Below are 20079 nucleotides of genomic sequence, written 5' to 3' on the forward strand. Positions count from 1 at the left end.
GGGTGGTTCACCAGCGGGCGGCGTTGGCCCGCTCGGTGGACTGGTACTCCTCGCCGGAGGTCGACACCGCGCGGCCGACGTCGGCCAGCAGCGCCTTCATGTCGGTCAGCGCGGCCTCCCACTTCGCCTTCGCGGCGGTGTAGGCGGTCGACGCCTCGCCGGACCAGTTGGCCCGGAGCGGCTGCAGGGAGCGGTCGAGGTCCGCCAGGCGGGACTCGATGTTGCTCGCGCTCGACTGGATGTCGGCGGCGGCGGTCGACAGACCACCGAAGTTGACCTTGAGGTCAGCCATCGTCTCGTCCTCTCCCGGTCAGCCCAGCCGGCCCTGAAGGCGGCTGAAGGTGGACTGCTGCGACTCGTCCGACGCGGTGTACGTCGACTGCGAGGTGAGCAGGTTGGCCTCGAACTCGTTGAGCGCGGACACGATCTTGTTCGCGTCCTCGCGCCACCGGGCCATCAGCGCGTTGAACGCGACGGCGCCCTGGCCCTGCCAGTGCGACCCGATGCCGGACAGCTTGCCCTCGAGGGCGCTCAGCTCGCGCTGCAGCTCCCCACGGCTCTGGACCACGGCGTCGGCGCCCTGCTTGAGCGCGCCGTCTGCTGCGGAGACCTCTGCTGCCATGTCACCTCCCCCTACACGGCCCGGTGGGCCTGCCTGACGTGCACCCCTGCGGCGCCGCCTGTGCCCGAGCTCACTCGACCCCGGAACCGCGACGAGGCTAACCGACAGGTCGCGGACGCGTCAGGTGAGATCACCCTCCCTGTGGACAACCACGCTGACTGGTGTCATGGATCACCCGTTCGGCCCAGTCGGGCCGCGTGCTCTGTCACCCGGTGTCCCATTTGCCGGGCACGACGCCCTCCGCGCGGGGGACGGCCGACCGGGCGGCGGGCCCACGAGTCCACCCGGACGGCCGCGCCCACCCGTGCGCCCCGCGGGCGGGATCGGCTGCCGTCGCTATGCTGACCGCCGACCTGCCCAGGGAGTACAGGGGACCCGATGACAGACGCACCCGTCAGCACGACGTCCGTGGGGACGCTCGTGCGGGTGTCGGTGACCGCCGGGGACCGCCGCCTCGACCTCGGCATCCCGGGCGCCGTGCCGATGGCCGAGGTGGTCCCGGGCCTGGCCCGCGCGCTGGGCCTGCTGGACGCCGCCACCGCGCACGGCGGGTACCGCCTGGTGCGGGCCGACGGCACGCCCGTCGACTCCGCCCGCAGCCTGCTGGCCGAGGGCGTCGAGGACGGCGCCGTGCTCACGCTCGAGTCCGGCGCGCGCCGCGAGGCGGAGCGGATCTACGACGACGTCGTGGAGGCCGTGGCCGACGCGGTGGAGAACCAGTACGCCCCGTGGACGCCGCGCGACTCCGCGCTGAGCGCCGCGTGGGCGGCGGGCGCGCTGCTGCTCGCCGGGGCCGCCCTGCTGCTCGGCGCCGACCAGGCGTCGCTCGTGCCGCCGGTGGTCGCCGCGCTGGCCGCGGTCCTCGCGCTGGTGGCCGGGGCCGTCGTCGGCCGGGTGGGCACCGAGCCCGCCGCGGGCCGGGTGCTCGTGCTGACCGCGCCCGTGCTGGCCGCGGTCGCCGGGCTGACCGCCACCTCCGCGCCGCCCTCGTGGGGCTGGCCCGCGGCGCTCGCCGGGACGGGGGTGCTGGTCGCCGGCCTGCTGGGGATGCCCGCGCTCGTCGACCGCCGGGAGCTCAGCGCGGCGCCGCTGGCCGGCGGGCTCGCGCTCGCCGTCGCGGGCACCGCGATCGCGCTCACCGACGCCCGCCCCGGGGAGGTGCTCGCGGTGGTCGTGGCCGTCGTCGCCACCGCGAGCATCGGCGTCCCGTGGCTCGCGCTGTCGAGCACGCCGCTGCGCGTGGTGTCGCCGCGCAACGAGGCCGAGATCCTCGCCGACCCGCCCGCGGTGCAGTCCGCGCGCGTGCGCTCGCAGCTCGCGGCGGGGCACCGCATCCAGGTGTCGCTGCGGGTCGCGATCGGGGTGCTCGCCGTGGTCGCCGCGCCGGCGGTCGTCGCGACCGGCGTCGCCGGAACCGTCCTGCTGGTGCTCGCGGCGGCGGGCCTGCTGCTCGCGACGCGCCAGACCTACTCGCGGCTCGACGTGCTGCTCACGGTCGGGCTGTCGGTGGCGCTGCTGGTCGTCGTCGCGGTCGTGGCCGCCGCGCAGCACCCGGCCTGGCGCCCCGCGCTCGTGGGCGTGGCCGGCGCCGCCGCCGCGGTCGTCGTCGGCCTGGGCCTGGTCGCCCCCCGCCGCCGCGTCGGCCTGGCGCGGCTCGGCGACTTCCTGGAGATCGCCTGCCTGGCGCTGCTGCTGCCCCTCGGCGTCGTCGCGGCGGGGCTGGTCTGACCCGTGGCGTCCAAGCGCGACCTCGTCGAGGCGCAGAGCTACAGCCGCCGTCGCCTGCTCACCGCGTTCACCAGCGGCGCGCCCGGCGGCCGGGAGCTCGAGCCCACCAAGCCGCTGCGCGGCGTCGTCGCCGGTGTCTCGCTGTCCGTGCTGCTGGTGCTCGGGAGCCTGGGCTTCGGCCTGCTCAGCCCGACCCTGCCGGACGGCTGGGACGACCAGTCGCTGATCATCGTCGAGGGCGACGGCAGCCGGTACGTCGGCATCCAGGGCACGCTGCACCCGGTGCTCAACGTGACGAGCGCCCGTCTGGTGCTCGACTCGGGCTCGTTCCACGTGGTCGACGTGAGCGAGGACGACATCACCGACGCCCCACGCGGCGCCACCCTCGGCATCGCCGGCGCGCCCGACGAGCTGCCGCTCGCGAGCCGGCTCGCCGCCACGGGCTGGCAGGCGTGCGTCGCGCCCGACGGCGGCACCGCGCTGACGATCGACCCCGACGCCCCCGCCCCGGTCGCCGACCCCGGCGCCGGCGCGCTGGTGCAGGCCGCCGGGACGCTGTACCTGGTGTCCGACGGCACCCGGCACCGCATCCCGGCCGGCGACGAGGCCGCCGTGCTGCGCGCGCTCGGCCTGGACACGGCGACCCCGCTCGCCGCGGGTGCGGACTGGCTGAACCTGGTGCCGGCCGGCTCCGACCTGGCGCCGCTCACCGTCGCGGGCGCGGGCGCCGCCGCGCTCCCCGAGGGTGGGCTGCCGATCGACACCCGGGTCGGCACGCTCGTCCAGGTGACCGGCGTCGGCGACGGCGCCCGGCGTTACGTCGTGGACGCGAAGGGCGAGCTCGCGCCGCTGTCCGACCTCGCCTACCCGCTGTACCTGCTGGGCGCCGGCGAGCTCGCCGCGCGGCCGCTGGAGGTCACCGCCTCGGAGATCGCGGCCGTCCGCACCTCGGCGACGCCCGTGGCCCCGGACGACCTGCCGGCCACGGTGCCGACGCTGCCGCCAGCCGGTTCGACGGCGTGCGTGGTGCTCACCACCGGCGACGCCGACCGGGTCGACCTCGTGCTGCGTGACGCCTCCGAGGTCGTCGCCGGCGTGCGCGTGGCCCCGGGCTCGGGGGCGCTGGTCCGTGCCCAGACGACCGCCGGGGCCGCCGCGACCGTGCGGCTCGTCGACGGCTCCGGGCGGGCCTACCCGGTGCCGGACGCGAGCGACGAGGTCCTGGCCCGGCTCGGCTACGCGCCGGACGACGTGACGCGGGTGCCGCCGGCGTGGGCCGACCTGCTGCCGACGGGGCCGGACCTGACCGTCGAGGCCGCCGCGACCGAGGTCTCCGGCGGGACGGCGGCGGCGACCGGCGCCACGGACGCGGGCACCGGCGCCGGGGCCCCGTGACGGGCGTCCCCGCGGGCGCGCGGCGCGGCCCGGCCCGTCCCGCTCGGCGGTCCGGCGGGCGCCCGGCGCGCGGCTCGACGCACCACGCCGCCCGGCGCACCGCGCCGCGGACGACCCTGGCCGGCCTCGCCGCCGCGCTCCTGCTCGCCGGGCCCGCCGCGGGCGTCGCGCTCGCCGGCCCGCCCGCGGCCGCCGCGCGGGTCCCCGCCGCGACGACCACCCAGTGCACCCAGGAGAAGACCCAGTACGTCGCGGAGGCCCCGCCCGCGCTGACCCGGCTCGCGGCCCAGCGCGCGTGGCGATCGGCCACCGGCGCGGGGGTGCTGGTCGCGGTCGTCGACTCCGGGGTGGACCCCGGGAACGCGCACCTGACCGACGCGGTGGTCCCGGGTGTCGACCTGGTCGGGGTCGCCGGCGACCCGGCGGGCCGGACGGACACCGCGGGGCACGGCACGGCCGTCGCCGGCCAGATCGCCGCCCGCTGGCGGGACGACCTGGGGTCCGGCGTCGTGGGCCTCGCGCCGGCCGCCACGATCCTGCCGGTCCGCGTCTACTACGCCGACGACGACCAGGCCCGCGAGCAGGGCGTCGCCCCGGACGCGACGCGGATGGCCGCGGGCATCGACGCCGCGGTCGCCGCGGGTGCCCGCGTCGTCAACGTCTCGATGAGCACCCCGAACGACACCCCGGCACTGGCCGACGCCGTCCGGCGGGCGACGGCGGCCGGTGCCCTCGTCGTGGCCAGCGCGGGCAACCGGAACACCAGCAGCGACGAGACCGACGGCCCGCGGTACCCGGCGGCGTACGACGGCGTGCTCGCGGTGACGGCGGTCGACGTCGACGACCGGCCGGCCGGCGACGCGATCCACGGCGCGCACGTCGACGTCGCCGCGCCGGGCACGAACGTCCTGACCACCTTCCACGCGGCCGGCGACTGCATGCTGTCCGGCGAGGGCACCTCCACCAGCTTCGCGACCGCCTACGTCAGCGCGGCGGCGGCGCTGCTCGCCGAGCGGTACCCCGAGGAGACGCCCGCGCAGTGGGCGTACCGGCTCGAGGTCACCGCCGCCCGCGCCCAGCCCGCCGCGCGGGACGACCTGGTGGGCTGGGGCGTCGTGCGCCCGGACGCCGCGCTGGAGTTCGTGGACGACGGCACGGCGCCCGGCCCGGTCAGCCCGGTGCACGGGCGGGCTGCGGCGCAGGCCGCGGACGTGCGGACCGTCGACGTCTCGCCGCGCGAGGACCCCCTGGCCGGGGCGCGCGCGGGCGCCGTCTGGTGGGGCATCGGCGGGATCGCGGTCGTGCTGCTCGCGGCGCTGGCCGCGCGCGTGGCGGGGCGTCGGCGCCGGGGCCGGGGCTGACGCTCCTGCTCCCGGGTCGACGGCGGGCCGGCGCGGCCGGTCGCGTCAGGCGGCCGGCGCGGGTGCCGGGGCGGCGGCGCGCAGCCGCTGCGCGCGCTGGGTCCGCACCCCGTCGACCGTGAGCAGCACCAGGGCCACCCACACCAGCCCGAAGCCCCACCAGCGCGCGGGCGGCATCGTCTCGTGCAGCACGAGCACGCCGATGACCAGCTGCAGCACCGGCGCCAGGTACTGCAGGCTGCCGACGACGCTCAGCGGCAGCCGGCGCGCGGACTCCCCGAACAGCAGCAGCGGGAGCGCCGTCGCGATCCCGGTCCCGGCCAGCGCGAGCGCGTGCCACACCCCGGTCGCGGCGAAGGTGGAGCCACCCGTCGTCCCCAGCCAGACCAGGTACACCGCGGACACGGGCGCCAGCACGAGGGTCTCGGCGGCGAGCGCCGGAGCGGCGGCGACGCTGCGCCCCACGCGGTTCTTCAGCAGCCCGTAGACCCCGAACGACCCGGCGAGCGTCAGCGCCACCCACGGCAGCCGCCCGAGCCCGACCGTGATGACGACGACCGCCGCGACGCCGAACCCGAGCGCCACCCACTGCGTCCGGCGCAGCCGCTCGCGCAGCACGACGACGGCGAGCAGCACCGTGACGAGCGGGTTGATGAAGTACCCGAGGGCGGCGTCCACGACGTGGCCGCCGAGCGCCGCGAAGACGAACGTCAGCCAGTTCACCGCGAGGAGCACGGACGCCGCTGCCACCAGGGCCATCGTCCGGCGGTTCCGGAGCACCACGCCGAGCGCCCGCCAGGTGCGGGTGGCCGACAGCACGACCGCGCAGAACACCAGCGACCACAGCACCCGGTGCGCCACGACCTCGACGGCGCCCGACGGCTTCAGCAGCTCGAAGTACAGCGGCAGGACGCCCCAGAGCAGGTAGGCGCCGACGCCGGCGGCGAGGCCGCGCGGGTCGAGGGCACCGGTCGCGGCGGGGGCTGCGGGGGTCGTGCTCGGCGCGTCGGTGGGGGACGGGGACGGGGTGCTCACGACCCGACGCTAGCGCCGCCCGCCGACGCGCCCCGGCCCCGTCCGCGCCCGCGCGCGGAGAACGGCGGGAAGTCGCGGCAGATCGGCAGAGGTTAGGGCGTCCTACACTGGGCCACGACCCCGAAGGAAGGCACCTGCGTGACCTCGAACCGCCCTGTCCGTGTGGCCGTCGTCGGCGCCGGCCCCGCCGGCATCTACGCCTCGGACATCCTGAGCCGCTCGGGCCTGGACGTCTCCATCGACCTCATCGAGCGGCTGCCCGCGCCGTTCGGCCTGGTCCGGTACGGCGTCGCCCCCGACCACCCGCGGATCAAGCAGATCATCGTCGCCCTGCACAAGGTGCTGGAGCGCGGCGACATCCGCCTGATCTGCAACGTCGACTACGGGGTCGACCTCAAGCTGGAGGACCTGCGCCGGCACTACGACGCGGTGGTCTTCGCGACCGGCGCCATCAAGGACGCCGACCTGCCGATCCCGGGCATCGAGCTGGACGGGTCGTACGGCGCCGCCGACTTCGTGTCCTGGTACGACGGCCACCCCGACGTGCCGCGCACCTGGCCGCTGACCGCGCAGCACGTCGCGGTGCTCGGCGCCGGCAACGTGGCGCTCGACGTCGCCCGCATCCTCGCCAAGCACGCCGACGACCTGCTGCCGACCGAGGTCCCGCAGAACGTCTACGACGGCCTCAAGGCCAGCCCGGTGACGGACGTGCACGTGTTCGCCCGCCGCGGCCCGGCGCAGGCCAAGTTCTCCCCGCTGGAGCTGCGGGAGCTCGGCCACGTGCCGGACGTCGACGTCGTCGTGTACCCGGAGGACTTCGACTTCGACGAGGGCTCGATGGCCGCCATCCACTCGTCGAACCAGACCAAGCAGGTCGTCAAGACGCTGACCGACTGGACGCTGAAGGAGCCGGAGGAGCTGACGGCGAGCCGCCGCATCCACCTGCACTTCCTGCACAAGCCGGTCGAGGTGCTCGGCGAGGACGGCAAGGTCGTGGGGCTGCGCACCGAGCGCACCGCGCTGGCCGGCGACGGCTCGGTCGCGGGCACCGGAACCACGCACGACTGGCCGGTGCAGGCCGTGTACCGCGCGGTCGGCTACTTCGGCTCGCCGCTGGTGGACGTGCCGTTCGACGAGGCCAAGGGCGTCATCGCCAACCGCGAGGGCCGGGTCGTGGACGTCGACGGCGAGCCCGTCCCCGGCGTCTACACCACGGGCTGGATCAAGCGCGGTCCGGTCGGCCTGATCGGGCACACCAAGTCCGACGCGAGCGAGACGATCCGGCACCTGGTCGAGGACGCCGGCGACATCACGGAGCCGGGCAACCCGTTCCTGTCCGCGACCGAGCCGGACCCGCAGGCGGTCGTCGACTTCCTGACCGCGCGGGGCGCCCGCCCGATCCACTGGGCCGGCTGGGAGCTGCTGGACGCGTACGAGCGGTCCCTCGGCGAGCCGCACGGCCGCGAGCGGGTCAAGGTCGTGCCGCGCGAGGACATGGTCCGGATCGCCCTGGCCGAGGCGGCGGGCGAGGCCTGACGCCCGGGGCGCCTTCTGCCACCACGGGCGCGAACGGATCCCTTCGTGCGCGCGCGGGAGTGAATGGATCCGTTCGCACCGACACGCCCGGGTGTGTCCGTGCGAACGGATCCATTCGCACGGGGTGGCCGGGGGCGCGCCCGCGGGAGGTCCTGCCCGCGGGGTCAGCCCGTGAAGCGGCGGAGGAACTCCTGGGTGCGGGGCTCGCGCGGGGCGCCCAGCACCTGCTCCGCCGGGCCGCGCTCCAGGATCCGGCCCTGGTGCAGGAAGCAGACCTCGTCGGCGACGTGCCGGGCGAACGCCATCTCGTGCGTGGCGACGACCATGGTCGTGCCCTCGTCCTTGAGCTCACCCAGGAGGTCCAGCACCTCGCCGACCAGCTCGGGGTCGAGCGCGCTCGTCACCTCGTCGAGCAGCATCAGCGCCGGCTGCGTCACCAGCGCCCGGGCGATCGCCACGCGCTGCTGCTGACCGCCGGACAGCTCGTCGGGGAACGCCTGCGCCTTGGCGCCCAGCCCGACCCGCTCCAGCATCGCGGCGGCGCGCTCCCGGGCCTCCCGCTTGCCGACCTTGTGCACCAGCCGCGGCGCCAGCGTCACGTTGTCGAGCACCCGCAGGTGCGGGAACAGGTTGTAGGCCTGGAACACCATGCCGATCCGGGCGCGCACCGCGTTCGCGTCGACCCGGGGGTCGGTGACCTCTTCCCCGGCGACCTCGATGACGCCGTCGTCGACCTCCTCCAGCAGGTTGACGCACCGCAGCAGCGTCGACTTCCCGGAGCCGGAGGCGCCGATCAGCACGACGACCCGGTGCTCCGCGACGTCGAGCGACAGGTCGTCGAGGACGACGTGGTCGCCGAACGCCTTGCGGACCCGGTCGACGCGCAGCAGCGGGGTGCCGGCGGGGACGACGTCGGGGGAGGGGGCGGCGGGCGCGCTCATCGCATCGCCCCCGCTCCCGCGAGCCCGCTCTGCGACCCCAGCCAGCCGCCGCGCTTCGCGAGCGCGTCCGTGAACCGGGTCAGCGGGATGGTCAGCAGCACGAACAGCACGCCCGCGACCACGTACGGCGTGAAGTTGGCGTAGGTCGCCGTCTGGATCTGCGCGGCGCGCACCGCGTCCACCGCGCCGAGGATCGAGATCAGGCCGGAGTCCTTCGACAGCGACACCAGGTCGTTCAGCAGCGGCGGGATCACGCGCCGGACCGCCTGGGGCAGCACCACGTGCCGCAGCGTCTGCCCCCGGGTGAGGCCCAGCGACCGGGCGGAGGCGACCTGCGACGGGTGCACCGACTCGATGCCCGCGCGGAACACCTCCGCGACGTACGCCGAGTACGTCAGCACCAGCGCGAGCCCGCCCAGCACGACCGCCGAGGTCGGGACGCCCTGCAGCCGCAGCCCCGGCAGGCCGAACCCCACCAGCAGCAGCACGAGGATGAGCGGCAAGCCGCGGAACACGTCGACGTACCCGGTGGCGAGCGCGCGCAGCGGGAAGAACGCCGGCCCCCGCAGCGTCCGCGCGAGCGCCAGCAGCATCGCCACGACGACGATGATCACCGCGCACACCGCCATGACCCGCACGTTGAGCCACAGGCCCTCGAGCACCTTGGGCAGCGAGGCCCACGCGACCTCGGGGTCGAGGAACGACTGCTTGACCCGCGGCCACCCCGGCGAGCTCACCAGCCCGAGCACGGCGACGCCCGCCACCACGGCGGTGCTGACCAGGGCGACCAGCGTCGAGCGGCGGGTCTGCCCGCGCCGGTAGGCGTCGCGCTCGCGCTGCCGGTCGGACGGCACCCACGCGGGGCGGGTGCCGTCCGGCGGCATCGCGGGGTCCGCGGGTCCCGCGGGCACTACTGCAGGACCGGCGCGCCGGCCGCGTCGGTGAGCCACTGCGACTCGAGGTCGGCGAGCGTGCCGTCCTCGCGCAGGGTGTCGACAGCCTCGGTCACCGGCTCGGTGAGCGACGAGCCCTTGTCGAGGACCAGGCCGAGCTGGTCCGCGCCGGCCGCGTCGTCGGCGGGGAGCTGGCCGACGAGGACACCGCCGTCGAGCTCGGCCGCGGTGATGTAGAGCGCGGTCGGCAGGTCCACGACGATCGCGTCGACCAGGCCGGCCTGCAGCGCCTGCTTCACCTGGTCGTTGTCGTTGAACACCTGGATGTCGGTGCTCGGGTCGATCGCGTCCTGCGCGACCGTGAGGCTCGTGGTGCCGACCATCGCGCCGAGCTTCGCGTCCTTCAGCTCGGCGATGGAGGTCGCGCCCGCGACGGACGAGCCCTCCAGGGTCACGACGGCCTGCGCGGTGTCGTAGTACGACGACGAGAAGTCGAGGTTCTCGGCGCGCTCGGGGCTGATCGACACCTGGTTGATCGCGAAGTCGAACGACTTGGCACCCGGGGCGATGATCTGGTCGAACGTGACCGGGACCCACTCGACCTGATCGGCGTCGTAGCCGAGCTGCTGGGCGACCGCGTAGGCGACGGCGGCCTCGAAGCCCTCGCCGCTGCTCGGGTCGTTGCCGACGACCCACGGCTCGTACGCCGGGTCGGAGGTGCCGATGGTCAGCACGCCGTCGGTGAGGGTGTCGAGCGCGCCGTCGGTCGCCGCGGACTCCGACGCGCCGGCGTCGGTCCCCTCGTCGACGGGCGCGCAGGCCGCGAGCGCCAGCGCGCTCGCGGCGGCCAGGGCCAGGATGCGGACGGTACGCACGGTGTCTCCTCGGGGAGTGGCGGGATCTGCGGGGTCAGGGTAGGGGAACTGCCGGACGGCCTGCAGCGTTGTCTGGAACGCGGGACGAGTTGTCGGCCGCGAGGACGGGAAGGACGCACATGGGGCACCGGCACTACAACGGCCTGAAGACGGCGCTGCTGTTCGGCGTGCTGTGGGCGGTGCTGCTCGGCATCGGCGCGTTCGTAGCGGGCGGCCGGTACATCTTCGTGTTCGCGCTGCTCGGCGTGGTGATGACCGCGTACTCCTACTGGAACTCCGACAAGATCGCGATCCGCGCCATGCACGCGCGTCCGGTGTCGGAGATCGAGCAGCCCGCCATGTACCGGATCGTCCGCGAGCTCTCCACCGCCGCCCGCCAGCCCATGCCGCGGCTGTACGTGTCGCCGACCGCCGCGCCCAACGCCTTCGCTACGGGTCGGAACCCGCGCAACGCCGCCGTCTGCTGCACCGAGGGCATCCTGCAGATCCTCGACGAGCGCGAGCTGCGCGGCGTGCTCGGCCACGAGCTCATGCACGTCTACAACCGGGACATCCTCACGTCGTCCATCGCGGCGGCCGTGGCCGGCGTCATCACCTCGGTCGCGCAGTTCGCGCTGTTCTTCGGCGGCGGAAACGACCGCGACCGCGGCGGCAACCCGATCGCCGCGCTCCTGATGGTGTTCCTCGCCCCGCTCGCCGCGACGCTCATCCAGCTCGCGATCAGCCGGACCCGGGAGTACGACGCCGACGAGGACGGCGCGGCCCTCACCGGAGACCCGCTCGCGCTGGCCTCGGCGCTGCGCAAGCTCGAGCAGGGCACCGCCGCGCGGCCGCTGCCGCAGGAGCGGGACCTCGTGGACGTGTCGCACCTGATGATCGCGAACCCGTTCAAGGGCGCGGGGATCGGTCGGATGTTCGCGACGCACCCGCCGATGGCGGACCGCATCCAGCGGCTGGAGCGCATGGCGGGGTACGGCGGGGTGGAGCGGTACTGATCCGACGGGTTCGGTACCTCGGGCCGAGTTCGGTGCCTGCGACCACCGAACCCGGCTCGGAGCACCGAACGCGGCGTCAGCGGGTGGTCGGCGACGACGTGGGCCCGCCCAGCGAGGGCGGGGTGCAGGCGCGCAGAGTCGCGGTGGGCTGCGGCTCGGTGGGGCGGGGGCCGTAGCGCTCCCCGAGCGGGGTCTCGCCGACCAGGTCCTCTGCGCGCACCGTGGTGCCACCCTGCTCCACCTCGACCGCGCGCAGCGACGTGTCCTGCCGGCCCTGGTAGAGGACGGCGAGGGCTTCGTCGAGCACGCAGAGCGGGTCGGCGGCGTCTTCCGCCGTGATGGTCCCCGTGTAGAAGGGCGTGTTCCCGAAGTTGCGCTCCCACCGGATCGCGGACGACCTCACACCCGGCAGCTCCGCGACCTGGTCGAACAGGACGTCGTCGGGCACGGGCGCGCTGGGCTTCGCGGACTGTCCCACCGCGCAGCCCGCGAGGGCGGTCGCGACAGCCGTGCCGAGCAGGACCGTCATCCCGGGCCGCCTCACGGCGCTGTCACATCCCACCGGGTCGTCGTCCCGGCGCCGTCGAAGAAGGACCGCTGCTGCTCGAGCCACGCGCGAACCGACGGGTCCGTCGATGCGTCGACCATCGCGCCGGTCTGCGCGTAGACGTCCGTCCCGTGCGCGGCTCCCACGTCGCGGGGGAGCGCGGGCTGCGAGCGATCGGGGTTCTCCGGGTCGTGCTGGCCGGTCGGCGCCTGCGACAGGTCACGCTCGACCGTGACCCACGTGGACCGGTCCGGGTTCTCCCGGCCCTCGAGCATCGGGACGGCGTCCTGGTCGTGCTCCAACGACAGCACGGCCACGGAGTCGGGGATGGCGAACCGGGCGATGGGCGAACCACCGGTGACGACGGCCTGCACGGTGAACCGGTCCTGGAAGACGGCGTTCGAGGCGAGGGACGCGGCCGTCATCCCGCCCTGGCTGTGCCCGGTCAGCATGACCGGGTGGTCCGCCCCGACGCCCGCTGCGATCATCGCCGCCCGCACCTGGTCGTTCATGTGCGTCGACTCGCCGGCCATGAGACGGACGTTCGTCGTGACGTCGACCGGGTTGTCGCCTCGCACGGGATCCCACGGCTGGGTACCCGGGATCTGGACGATCCACGACGAGCTCCCGTCGGCCCCGACCACCTCGGTGATCTGGATCTGCCCCCAGTTCTCGCCCTCACCGATGGTGCCCTGCTCCGTGAAGATGTCCTCGACCGAGCGGGGCGTGTGCCCGGTGAAGTCGCCCTCGACCTGCCGCACCCCGACCTCGCCGGAGTCCTGGAAGAGCCCGAACATCCCGCCCGCGTGGATCAGCCCGCCCACGGCGTCCTCGTACGACCCTGTCGGCCACCGTCCCCCGGACAGCACGTACGGCACCGTCACCCCGCCGAGCGGCCCGCCCAGCAGCATCCCGAGCGACCACGCCGAGCCCTGCACCAGTCCGGGCGCCATGCCGGTCAGGCGCTCGAGGAGCCAGGGGTTGTCGTAGAGCCCGCCCATGAGCGCGCCGGGCGCCTGCGTCAGGTCGACGGTCCGGGCCAGCAGGACCAGCGCCGGCCAGTGGGCGGGCGTCGACACCGCGGAGAGGCCGAGCCCCAGAGTGACGACCGTCCCGCCGATCGCCAGGAACGGCAGCGTCGCCCCGAGCGTGAACCCCGCCGCGTTCTGCAGCGCCTCCAGCACCCGCTGCTGGGTGGCGTCGACGAGCTCGTACGTCGTCGCCGACGCCCGTAGCACCACGGCGGTGCCCTCCAGCCGGGTGCTCACCACGAGCAGCCCGTTCGCGCCGATCGTCGCGGCGGCGACCGAGCCGGCGACCGCCGCGACCTCCCCGGGGCACAGCAGGGTCGCGACGGTGACGTCCGGGTGCACCGCGACGGCCGCGACGGACCCGCTCCACCGCCGGACGTCGTCGCCCGCGGCGTCGAGCAGCCCGGCCTCGGAGCGCAGGTCCTGCAGGCGCGCGCCCATCCCGCCCGCGCCGCCGCTCACGCTGATGCTCACGCGCCGTCCTCCGTCGTCGCGGTCGCGAACCGGCCGGTCAGGTCGTAGAGCAGCGCGGCGCGCACGTCCTCGCGGCTGCGCGGGGTGTGCACGACCTGGCCGTCGGCGGTGCGGGTGAGCTCGACCCAGCCGGCGTCCGTCCGGAGCATGCTGAGCGTCGAGACGTCCGTGCGGCCGCGGCTCGCGACCGACACCACCAGGCTGCCGTCGGTGCCGCGCACGGCCGCCTCGACCACGGCGGGCGGCCCGTCGGTGCCGAGCTCGGTGCACAGGGCGTCGACGGTCGTCGTGTCGCCGGTGCGGATCGCCTGAGCGAGGGCGATGGTGAGCTCCTCGGGGACGCTCGCAGGGGCGGCGGCGACGCGGACCGGCGCCGCGGGGACGTGCCGCAGCGCCTCGTCGACCAGTCGCTCGGCCGGGAAGGCGCTGACCTCGACCCCGGGGCGCGGCGTCGTGCCCGCGAGGCCGGCGCCGGGCACGACGTCGACGCCGCGGGCGAGGCCGGAGCCCGCCTCGGCGTCGGACCACAGCACCGCGAGCAGGGCGCGCTCGCCCGCGGCGGCGGCCACCTCGACGGTGACGAGCGCGGCGCCTGCGCCCTCGGCCGCGGCACGCAGCACGGGGTCGACAGGATCCGGTCCGTCCGCTCCGCCGGGCTCGACCGCCGACCCGTCCCGGTCGACCGGCAGCGCCCCCGCCCAGCCGGGCAGCCCCTGGACGCCCGCGCTCGCGACGGCCCAGTCCCGCTCGCGCAGCCGCGCCCGCAGCCCGCCGTCGAGCGGCGCGAGGGTCGCCGTCACCGGATCCGCCCGATGCGGTCGGCGACGCCGGACCAGTCGGGGGAGCCGGGGGTGGGCAGGCCGCCGGCGACGGTGCCGAGCACGCCGTGGGCGGCCCGGCGCGCCGCCTGCTCGGCGCCGGTCAGCAGGCCGTCCGCGACGCCCGCGAGCCGGCCGACGGTGCGCCGGGCGTCGTCGAGCCGGTCCTCGACGAACCGCATCGCCCGGCGGATCGCCGCCTGCCGCGACTCGAGCTCGTCGGCGAGCCGGTCGAGCGCGCCCGCGGTGCCGAGCAGCTCGTCCTGCGCGGCCGTCACGCGCTGCGCGTGCTCGGCGAGGCGCTCGCGGTACCGGTCGGCCGCGACGCCGACCCACTCGACGCCCGCGCCGGCCCGCACGCGGTCGCCGGTGCGGGCCACGTCGTCCGCGGTCGCGCGCAGCCGTCTGGCGTGCTGCCGGATCGCCTCCGGATCTCCCCCTGCCGTCATGCCACCCGATCGAAGCAGAGGTCAGGGCCCCGCGACAGGCCGACCTGCGCCGCCTGTGGACGACCGCGGCCCCGCCCCCGCCGAGACGGGAGAAGGCGTGGAGTTCCGGCACCCGGAACCCCACGCCTCCTGCGATCTCGGCGCCGGAGCGCCTGCGCCCGCGTCAGCGGTAGTTGATGAACTGCAGCGCTGCGTCGATGTCGTCGGCGCCCTTGAGCAGCGCGATGACCGCCTGCAGGTCGTCGCGGGACTTCGCCGAGACGCGGACCTCGTCGCCCTGGATCTGCGTCTTGACGCCCTTGGGGCCCTCGTCGCGGATGAGCTTGGTCACCTTCTTGGCGATCTCGGAGGACAGGCCCTCCTTGATCGAGGCCTCCAGGCGGTACTCCTTGCCGGACGGCTTGGGGTCGCCGTCGCCGGTGTCGAGCGCCTTGAGCGAGATGTTCCGCTTGATCAGCTTGGTCTGGAACACGTCGAGGACGGCGCGCACGCGCTCCTCGGAGTTGGCGACCATGAGGATCTTCTCGCCGCTCCACGCGATCGAGGCGCCGACGCCCTTGAAGTCGTACCGCTGCGCGATCTCCTTGATGGCCTGGTTCAGCGCGTTGTCGACCTCCTGGCGGTCGACCTTGCTGACGACGTCGAACGACGACTCGCTCGCCATGACTCCTCCTGACCTGTGGTGCGGGTGGTGCGGGGCCGGTTTCGGAACCGGCCCGAACCCTTGCTATCCTTCCATCCGCACCCCGGCGACGCAGTCACCGAGGCGCGCACCCTGGCGGGTTACCCGAGTGGCCAAAGGGGGCTGACTGTAAATCAGCTGGCATCGCCTACGGGGGTTCGAATCCCTCACCCGCCACGCACGGACGACGGGGCGTCTCTCCTCACGGAGGGCGCCCCGTCGCCACGCACGGACGGGCTCGACCTGCTCCGGTGCGGGGCGCGACCGGCTCCGGCCTGCGGGATCACGCGGGTCGGGGGACGGATTTCGCACCCGCCCCGGGCACCGTGTAGCCTGGTCCGCGCTGCCCCGATAGCTCAGTGGTAGAGCACTTCCTTGGTAAGGAAGAGGTCACGGGTTCGAATCCCGTTCGGGGCTCTGTGGTGTGCCGCAGGCCAGGATCGTCTGGCCGGCGTGCGCACCCGAGGCGGGGTAGCTCAGTTGGTGAGAGCGCACGACTCATAATCGTGAGGTCGCGGGTTCGAACCCCGCCCCCGCTACCAGCACTGAATCCAGTGGGGCGTCCGCCGGCGCCCGACGACGAAGATCCAAGCGCTTCGGGCGCGAGAGGTGGCAAGACCATGGCCAGCAAGAGCGCGGACGTCCGTCCGAAGATCACGCTCGCCTGCACGGAGTGCAAGGAGCGGAACTACATCACGAAGAAGAACCGTCGGAACGACCCCGACCGGCTCGAGATGAAGAAGTTCTGCCCGCGCGACGGCCGTCACACGCTGCACCGCGAGACCCGCTGACCTTCCAGCGACGCTGATCGTGGCCGTCAACCCCGAGTACGCGGGACGCGAGTACCCGCCGAACGAGGCGTACGAGGTCGGCCGCGAGCATCTCCGCGCGTTCGCGGAGGCGGTCGGGGCGACGCACCCGGCCCACACCGACGTCGACGCGGCGCGAGCACTCGGGTACCCCGACGTGATCGCGCCGCCGACGTTCGCGGTCGTCGTGGCGCAGCGCGCCGAGGCGCAGCTGATCGAGGACCCCGAGGCGGGCATCGACTTCAGCCGGGTCGTGCACGCCGACGAGCGGTTCATCCACCACCGCCCGATCCACGCCGGTGACCGCCTGGTCACCGTGCTGCACGTGGACGCGGTCACCGAGCGCGCCGGTCTGTCGATGGTGACGACCCGCGCCGTGATCGCCGCGGAGGGCGGCGAGCCCGTCGCCACGGTGACGTCCACGCTCGCGGTCCGCGGAGAGGACGCCTGATGGCCCCCGCGTTCGAGGAGCTGGCCGTCGGGCAGGAGGTCGGCCGCCGCGAGCTCGCCGTCGACCGGTCCCGCCTGGTGCGGTACGCCGGCGCGTCCGGCGATTTCAACCCGATCCACTGGAACGAGCGGTTCGCGACCGAGGTCGGCCTGCCCGGCGTCATCGCGCACGGCATGTGGACGATGGGCGCCGCCGTCGGCGTCGTGTCCGACTGGGTCGGCGACCCGGGCGCGGTCGTCGACTACCAGACCCGGTTCGCCCGGCCCGTGCCGGTGCCGGACCCGGGCTCGGCGGCCGTCGAGGTCGTCGCCGTGGTCGGCGCGCTCGACGCCGACACCCGCACCGCGCGCATCGACCTGACGGTCACCGCCGCGGGCGCCCGCGTGCTGGCCAAGTGCCAGGCGCTCGTCCGCCTCACCTGACGCGCCGCGCCCGCACCGCCGTCCCGGCGCCGTGTCGCGCCGCCCCCGGGTCGATCGGGCGGTGGCGCGGCGATCGGGCGGGCATCAGCCCGCGGCGGCGCGCGGCAGCCCTCGCCGATCCCGCCGGCGTCAGGCGCCCGGCGCCGGGCCCGTGGTCGTGCCGAGGCGCAGCCGGACCGCCAGGACCTCGTCCGGCGGGGTCTCGCCGGCCAGCAGGGCCTCGATGGCCCGGCCGACCACCGCGCCCTTCTCCGTGATCGGCTGCGTCACGGTCGTGAGGACGTCCGGCGCGAGCCAGGGCAGGTCCAGCCCGTCGAACCCGGCGACCGACACGTCCTCCGGCACCCGCAGCCCGAGCTCCCGCGCGCCCAGCACGACCCCCGACGCCAGCAGGTCGGACTGCGCCACGACCGCCGTGGGCCGCGTCTCCGCGGGGCCCGACAGCAGCGCCTGCGCCGCCGCGTGCCCGTGCTCGACCAGCGACGCGGGCGTCTCGTACACCGCGACCGGCGTCACCCCGGCGTCGGCCAGGCCGTCCAGCCGGCGCCGCGCGATCGACCAGGTGATCTGCCCGAGCCGGTCGGCGTCGGCGAGCCCGCTGCGCCGGTCCGGGCCGAAGGGCAGGGTCACGGTCGCGATCCGCTCGTGGCCCAGGCCGGTCAGGTGCCGGGCGATGTCCGCGACGCCCCCCCGGTCCTCGATGCCGACGGTCACGATCCCCGGCAGGTCCTGCCCCTCGACCACGACCAGCGGGATCCCGCGGCGCTGCAGCGCCTGCAGGGTCGGATCGTCCAGCGTCCCGCCCCAGATGAGCACGGCGACGTCCATGGCGGCGGACTCGACCAGCGGGTCGACCGCCGGGGCGCCGGGCTCGAGCGAGCCGGGCACCAGCAGCACCCCGAGGCCGAGCGGGCTGATCGTGTCGACCAGGCCGTCGAGCAGCTGCACCGACACCGGCTCACGGAACGACCGGCGCAGCGCGTCCCCGACGACGACGCCGACGATCCCCGACCGCCCGCTGCGCAGCTGCCGCCCGAGCGGGTTCGGCCCGGCGTAGTCCAGGCCGGCGGCGGCGTCGAGGACGCGCTGCCTGGTCGCCTCGGCGATGGGCCCGGCACCGGAGAAGGCCAGGGACGCGGTCGAGACCGAGACCCCGGCGGCGGCGGCCACGTCGGCCAGGGTCGGTCGCTGGGACACCGCGGCGCCTCCGGGTGTGCGGGGCTCGGGGGTGAGGGGCGTCACCGTCCCCCGTGAGTCGTTGACGCCGTGGCCAGCGTACCCGCAGACTGGTGCGGTCCCCCGAATCGATTCGACCCGCCCGCTCCGGCGCCTGGATCGAATCGATTCGAACCGGGCCTCGACCCGGTCGGGACCTCTTGACCACCCCCTTGCACCGACCTGGAGCTGCCGTGAGCCAGCAGCGGGCCCGCACCGGGCGCGCCCCCCTCCGCCCGGCCAACCGCCGACCCCGCCCTGAGGCGCCCGTGACCGGCGGCCGCCGGCCGGGCCGGTCCGGCCGGGCCACGTCGTCGACTCCGCGGCTGCCCGTGGACCCCGCGGTGCACCGCGCCCGGTGGCTGCTGATGGGCCTGTTCGCGCTGAGCGGCCTCATGCTGTCCAGCTGGCTTGCCCGGCTGCCCGCCGTCCGCGCGGCCCTCGACCTCGGGACCGCGGAGCTGGGCGGCCTGCTCATCGCCGGCTCGATCGGCTCGCTGGCCACCGTGTCGGTCGCCGGCGTGCTGGTCAACCGGTTCGGCGGGCGCGCGGTGCTGTACGTGTCGATGGTGGCGTTCGCCGCCGCCTACGTGCTGATCGGGGTCGGTCCCACCATCGGCTCGGTCCCCGTGCTGACGGTCGGCATCTTCCTGTCGGGCGTCGGCTTCGCGATCGGCAACGTGCCGCTGAACGTCGAGACCGCGGCCGTCGAGCGGCGCATGGGCCGCACCGTGCTCCCGCAGTTCCACGCCGCGTTCTCGATCGGCTCGGTGCTGGGCTCCGGCATCGGCGCGCTGTGCGCCGCGGCCGACGTCCCGCTGCTCGCCCAGTTCGCGGCCACCGCCGTCGTCGGCACCGTGTGGCGGCTGGTGTCGGTGCCCGGCGCGGTCATCGAGTCGCTGCCGCCGGACCGGGCCGCCCTCGCGGCCGCCCGCGACGTCCGCGCGGAGGGCCGCAGTCCGCGCGAGGCGGGCCTCGCCGGCCGGCTGCGCGCCGCCCGGGTCCGCCGCGTCGCCCGCCCGGGTTCCGCCCTCGGTGCCTGGCGCGAGCCCCGCACGCTGCTGATCGGCGTCGTCATCATGTCCGCCGCGCTGTCGGAGGGCGCCGCGAACGACTGGCTGGCGATCGCCGTCGTCGACGGGTTCGACCAGGTCGAGGCCGTGGGCGCCGCGATGTTCGGCGTGTTCGTCGGGGCGATGACCCTGGTCCGGCTGCTCGGCACGCAGCTGATCGACCGGTACGGGCGCGTGACCGTGCTGCGCACCTCGGGCCTGGTGTCGTTCGGCGGCCTGCTGCTGTTCGGCTTCGCGCCGTCGCTGCCGCTGGCGGCCGTCGGCATCGTCGCCTGGGGCTGCGGCGCCGCGCTCACCGTCCCGCTGGGCATCGCCGCCGCGTCCGACGACCCGCTGCGGGCGGCGAGCCGGGTCGCCGTCATCTCGTCGTTCTCCTCGACGGCGTCCCTCGCGGCGCCGCCGCTGCTGGGCCTCGCCGCCGAGCTGCTCGGCACCCGGCACGCGCTCCTGCTCATCACGGTGGCGATGGTCGCGTCGGTGCTGCTGGCCCGGACGGTCCGCCGCCCGGACGGCGTCGCCGGCGCGGGCACCGCCGCCCCCGTGCCCGACGACCCGGCGGCCCCCGTGGTCGCCACCGCCGTGCCCGCTGCGGTCCCCGCGCTCGAGCTGCCGGGGGAGGACGCCGTGTGCGTGCCCTCCGGTACCGTCCGACGGGAGCCCGCCGGCGACCACGTGCCGGAGCCGGCCCGCCCGGCCTGACCCCGGCCGGGGCCGCCGCGCCCCGACC

21 protein-coding genes and 3 tRNA genes are annotated in these 20079 nt (G+C 75.5%); 12 read left to right on the top strand and 12 right to left on the bottom strand.

The genetic code is table 11. From position 1 onward, the window contains the following. Positions 1-7: 7 nt before the first annotated feature. Positions 8-292 carry a WXG100 family type VII secretion target gene (locus FS882_RS16960; protein WP_147795412.1) on the bottom strand — a complete coding sequence of 95 codons (285 nt, stop codon included), beginning with the start codon at positions 290-292 and terminating at the stop codon, positions 8-10. A gap of 18 nt (positions 293-310) precedes the next feature. Then, complete coding sequence (locus FS882_RS16965; protein ID WP_147795413.1) at positions 311-622, bottom strand: WXG100 family type VII secretion target; 312 nt, start codon at positions 620-622, stop codon at positions 311-313. Between the two features lie 378 nt (positions 623-1000). Here FS882_RS16965 and eccD point away from each other — a divergent pair, with 378 nt between their 5' ends. From eccD to FS882_RS16980, 3 genes are read left to right on the top strand one after another with little or no spacing between them, the layout of a single operon-like run. Then, positions 1001-2350, top strand: a complete 1350-nt coding sequence (gene eccD / locus FS882_RS16970; RefSeq protein WP_158374808.1) for a type VII secretion integral membrane protein EccD — start codon at positions 1001-1003, stop codon at positions 2348-2350. Between the two features lie 3 nt (positions 2351-2353). Beyond that, positions 2354-3745, top strand: a complete 1392-nt coding sequence (gene eccB / locus FS882_RS16975; protein ID WP_158374810.1) for a type VII secretion protein EccB — start codon at positions 2354-2356, stop codon at positions 3743-3745. Beyond that, positions 3742-5106: a S8 family serine peptidase gene (locus FS882_RS16980; protein ID WP_187365346.1), complete on the top strand. Its 1365-nt coding sequence runs from the start codon at positions 3742-3744 to the stop codon at positions 5104-5106. The genes eccB and FS882_RS16980 overlap by 4 nt, the downstream gene beginning before the upstream one ends. A 45-nt stretch (positions 5107-5151) precedes the next feature. Here FS882_RS16980 and rarD read toward each other — a convergent pair whose 3' ends face one another. Further along, positions 5152-6141 carry an EamA family transporter RarD gene (rarD, locus tag FS882_RS16985; protein ID WP_158374814.1) on the bottom strand — a complete coding sequence of 330 codons (990 nt, stop codon included), beginning with the start codon at positions 6139-6141 and terminating at the stop codon, positions 5152-5154. Positions 6142-6279: 138 nt separating this feature from the next. Here rarD and FS882_RS16990 point away from each other — a divergent pair, with 138 nt between their 5' ends. Beyond that, positions 6280-7677 (top strand): FAD-dependent oxidoreductase, encoded by a 1398-nt coding sequence (locus tag FS882_RS16990; RefSeq protein WP_158374816.1) that lies wholly within the window; start codon positions 6280-6282, stop codon positions 7675-7677. A 164-nt stretch (positions 7678-7841) separates the two neighbouring features. Here FS882_RS16990 and FS882_RS16995 read toward each other — a convergent pair whose 3' ends face one another. From FS882_RS16995 to FS882_RS17005, 3 genes are read right to left on the bottom strand one after another with little or no spacing between them, the layout of a single operon-like run. Continuing rightward, positions 7842-8618: an amino acid ABC transporter ATP-binding protein gene (locus FS882_RS16995; RefSeq protein ID WP_158374818.1), complete on the bottom strand. Its 777-nt coding sequence runs from the start codon at positions 8616-8618 to the stop codon at positions 7842-7844. Then, positions 8615-9502, bottom strand: a complete 888-nt coding sequence (locus FS882_RS17000; protein WP_158374820.1) for an amino acid ABC transporter permease — start codon at positions 9500-9502, stop codon at positions 8615-8617. The genes FS882_RS16995 and FS882_RS17000 overlap by 4 nt, the downstream gene beginning before the upstream one ends. Before the next feature lie 26 nt (positions 9503-9528). Next, a complete protein-coding gene (locus FS882_RS17005; RefSeq protein ID WP_158374822.1) occupies positions 9529-10386 on the bottom strand; it encodes a transporter substrate-binding domain-containing protein in 858 nt (285 codons plus the stop codon). 119 nt (positions 10387-10505) lie between these two features. On the opposite strand from FS882_RS17005, the gene htpX reads away from it, so the two are divergent. After that, positions 10506-11381: a zinc metalloprotease HtpX gene (gene htpX / locus FS882_RS17010; RefSeq protein WP_158374824.1), complete on the top strand. Its 876-nt coding sequence runs from the start codon at positions 10506-10508 to the stop codon at positions 11379-11381. 76 nt (positions 11382-11457) lie between these two features. Here htpX and FS882_RS17015 read toward each other — a convergent pair whose 3' ends face one another. From FS882_RS17015 to FS882_RS17035, 5 genes are all read right to left on the bottom strand, one after another. Continuing rightward, a complete protein-coding gene (locus FS882_RS17015) occupies positions 11458-11910 on the bottom strand; it encodes a hypothetical protein (protein ID WP_158374826.1) in 453 nt (150 codons plus the stop codon). Between the two features lie 11 nt (positions 11911-11921). Next, on the bottom strand, positions 11922-13433 hold the full coding sequence (locus FS882_RS17020) for a hypothetical protein (RefSeq protein WP_158374827.1): 1512 nt from the start codon (positions 13431-13433) through the stop codon (positions 11922-11924). Next, a complete protein-coding gene (locus FS882_RS17025; RefSeq protein ID WP_158374829.1) occupies positions 13430-14233 on the bottom strand; it encodes a hypothetical protein in 804 nt (267 codons plus the stop codon). The genes FS882_RS17020 and FS882_RS17025 overlap by 4 nt, the downstream gene beginning before the upstream one ends. Further along, the gene (locus FS882_RS17030; protein WP_158374830.1) at positions 14230-14700 is read right to left on the bottom strand and encodes a WXG100 family type VII secretion target; all 471 of its coding nucleotides are present in this window, start codon (positions 14698-14700) and stop codon (positions 14230-14232) included. The genes FS882_RS17025 and FS882_RS17030 overlap by 4 nt, the downstream gene beginning before the upstream one ends. A gap of 163 nt (positions 14701-14863) precedes the next feature. Then, positions 14864-15364 carry a YajQ family cyclic di-GMP-binding protein gene (locus FS882_RS17035; protein WP_158374831.1) on the bottom strand — a complete coding sequence of 167 codons (501 nt, stop codon included), beginning with the start codon at positions 15362-15364 and terminating at the stop codon, positions 14864-14866. Between the two features lie 113 nt (positions 15365-15477). Here FS882_RS17035 and FS882_RS17040 point away from each other — a divergent pair. The 6 genes from FS882_RS17040 to FS882_RS17065 all read left to right on the top strand — a co-directional run bounded on the left by FS882_RS17040 (position 15478) and on the right by FS882_RS17065 (position 17064). Next, positions 15478-15559, top strand: a tRNA-Tyr gene (locus FS882_RS17040). A 168-nt stretch (positions 15560-15727) separates the two neighbouring features. Next, positions 15728-15799: transfer RNA gene (locus FS882_RS17045), tRNA-Thr, on the top strand. A 48-nt stretch (positions 15800-15847) separates the two neighbouring features. Beyond that, a tRNA-Met gene (locus FS882_RS17050) sits at positions 15848-15924 on the top strand. A gap of 78 nt (positions 15925-16002) precedes the next feature. Beyond that, positions 16003-16173, top strand: coding sequence for a 50S ribosomal protein L33 (gene rpmG, locus FS882_RS17055; protein WP_146839572.1), 171 nt, complete (start codon positions 16003-16005; stop codon positions 16171-16173). A gap of 19 nt (positions 16174-16192) precedes the next feature. Then, positions 16193-16642, top strand: a complete 450-nt coding sequence (locus FS882_RS17060; RefSeq protein WP_158374832.1) for a MaoC family dehydratase N-terminal domain-containing protein — start codon at positions 16193-16195, stop codon at positions 16640-16642. Beyond that, positions 16642-17064: a MaoC family dehydratase gene (locus FS882_RS17065; RefSeq protein WP_158374833.1), complete on the top strand. Its 423-nt coding sequence runs from the start codon at positions 16642-16644 to the stop codon at positions 17062-17064. The genes FS882_RS17060 and FS882_RS17065 overlap by 1 nt, the downstream gene beginning before the upstream one ends. Positions 17065-17193: 129 nt before the next feature. Here FS882_RS17065 and FS882_RS17070 read toward each other — a convergent pair whose 3' ends face one another. After that, a complete protein-coding gene (locus tag FS882_RS17070; protein ID WP_158374834.1) occupies positions 17194-18261 on the bottom strand; it encodes a LacI family DNA-binding transcriptional regulator in 1068 nt (355 codons plus the stop codon). Positions 18262-18473: 212 nt separating this feature from the next. Between FS882_RS17070 and FS882_RS17075 the strand changes: the two genes are divergently transcribed. After that, the gene (locus FS882_RS17075; protein WP_262348375.1) at positions 18474-20051 is read left to right on the top strand and encodes an MFS transporter; all 1578 of its coding nucleotides are present in this window, start codon (positions 18474-18476) and stop codon (positions 20049-20051) included. Positions 20052-20079: the final 28 nt, after the last annotated feature.

It is taken from the genome of Cellulosimicrobium cellulans (genome assembly GCF_007679345.1).
Classification (GTDB): domain Bacteria; phylum Actinomycetota; class Actinomycetes; order Actinomycetales; family Cellulomonadaceae; genus Cellulomonas; species Cellulomonas cellulans_A.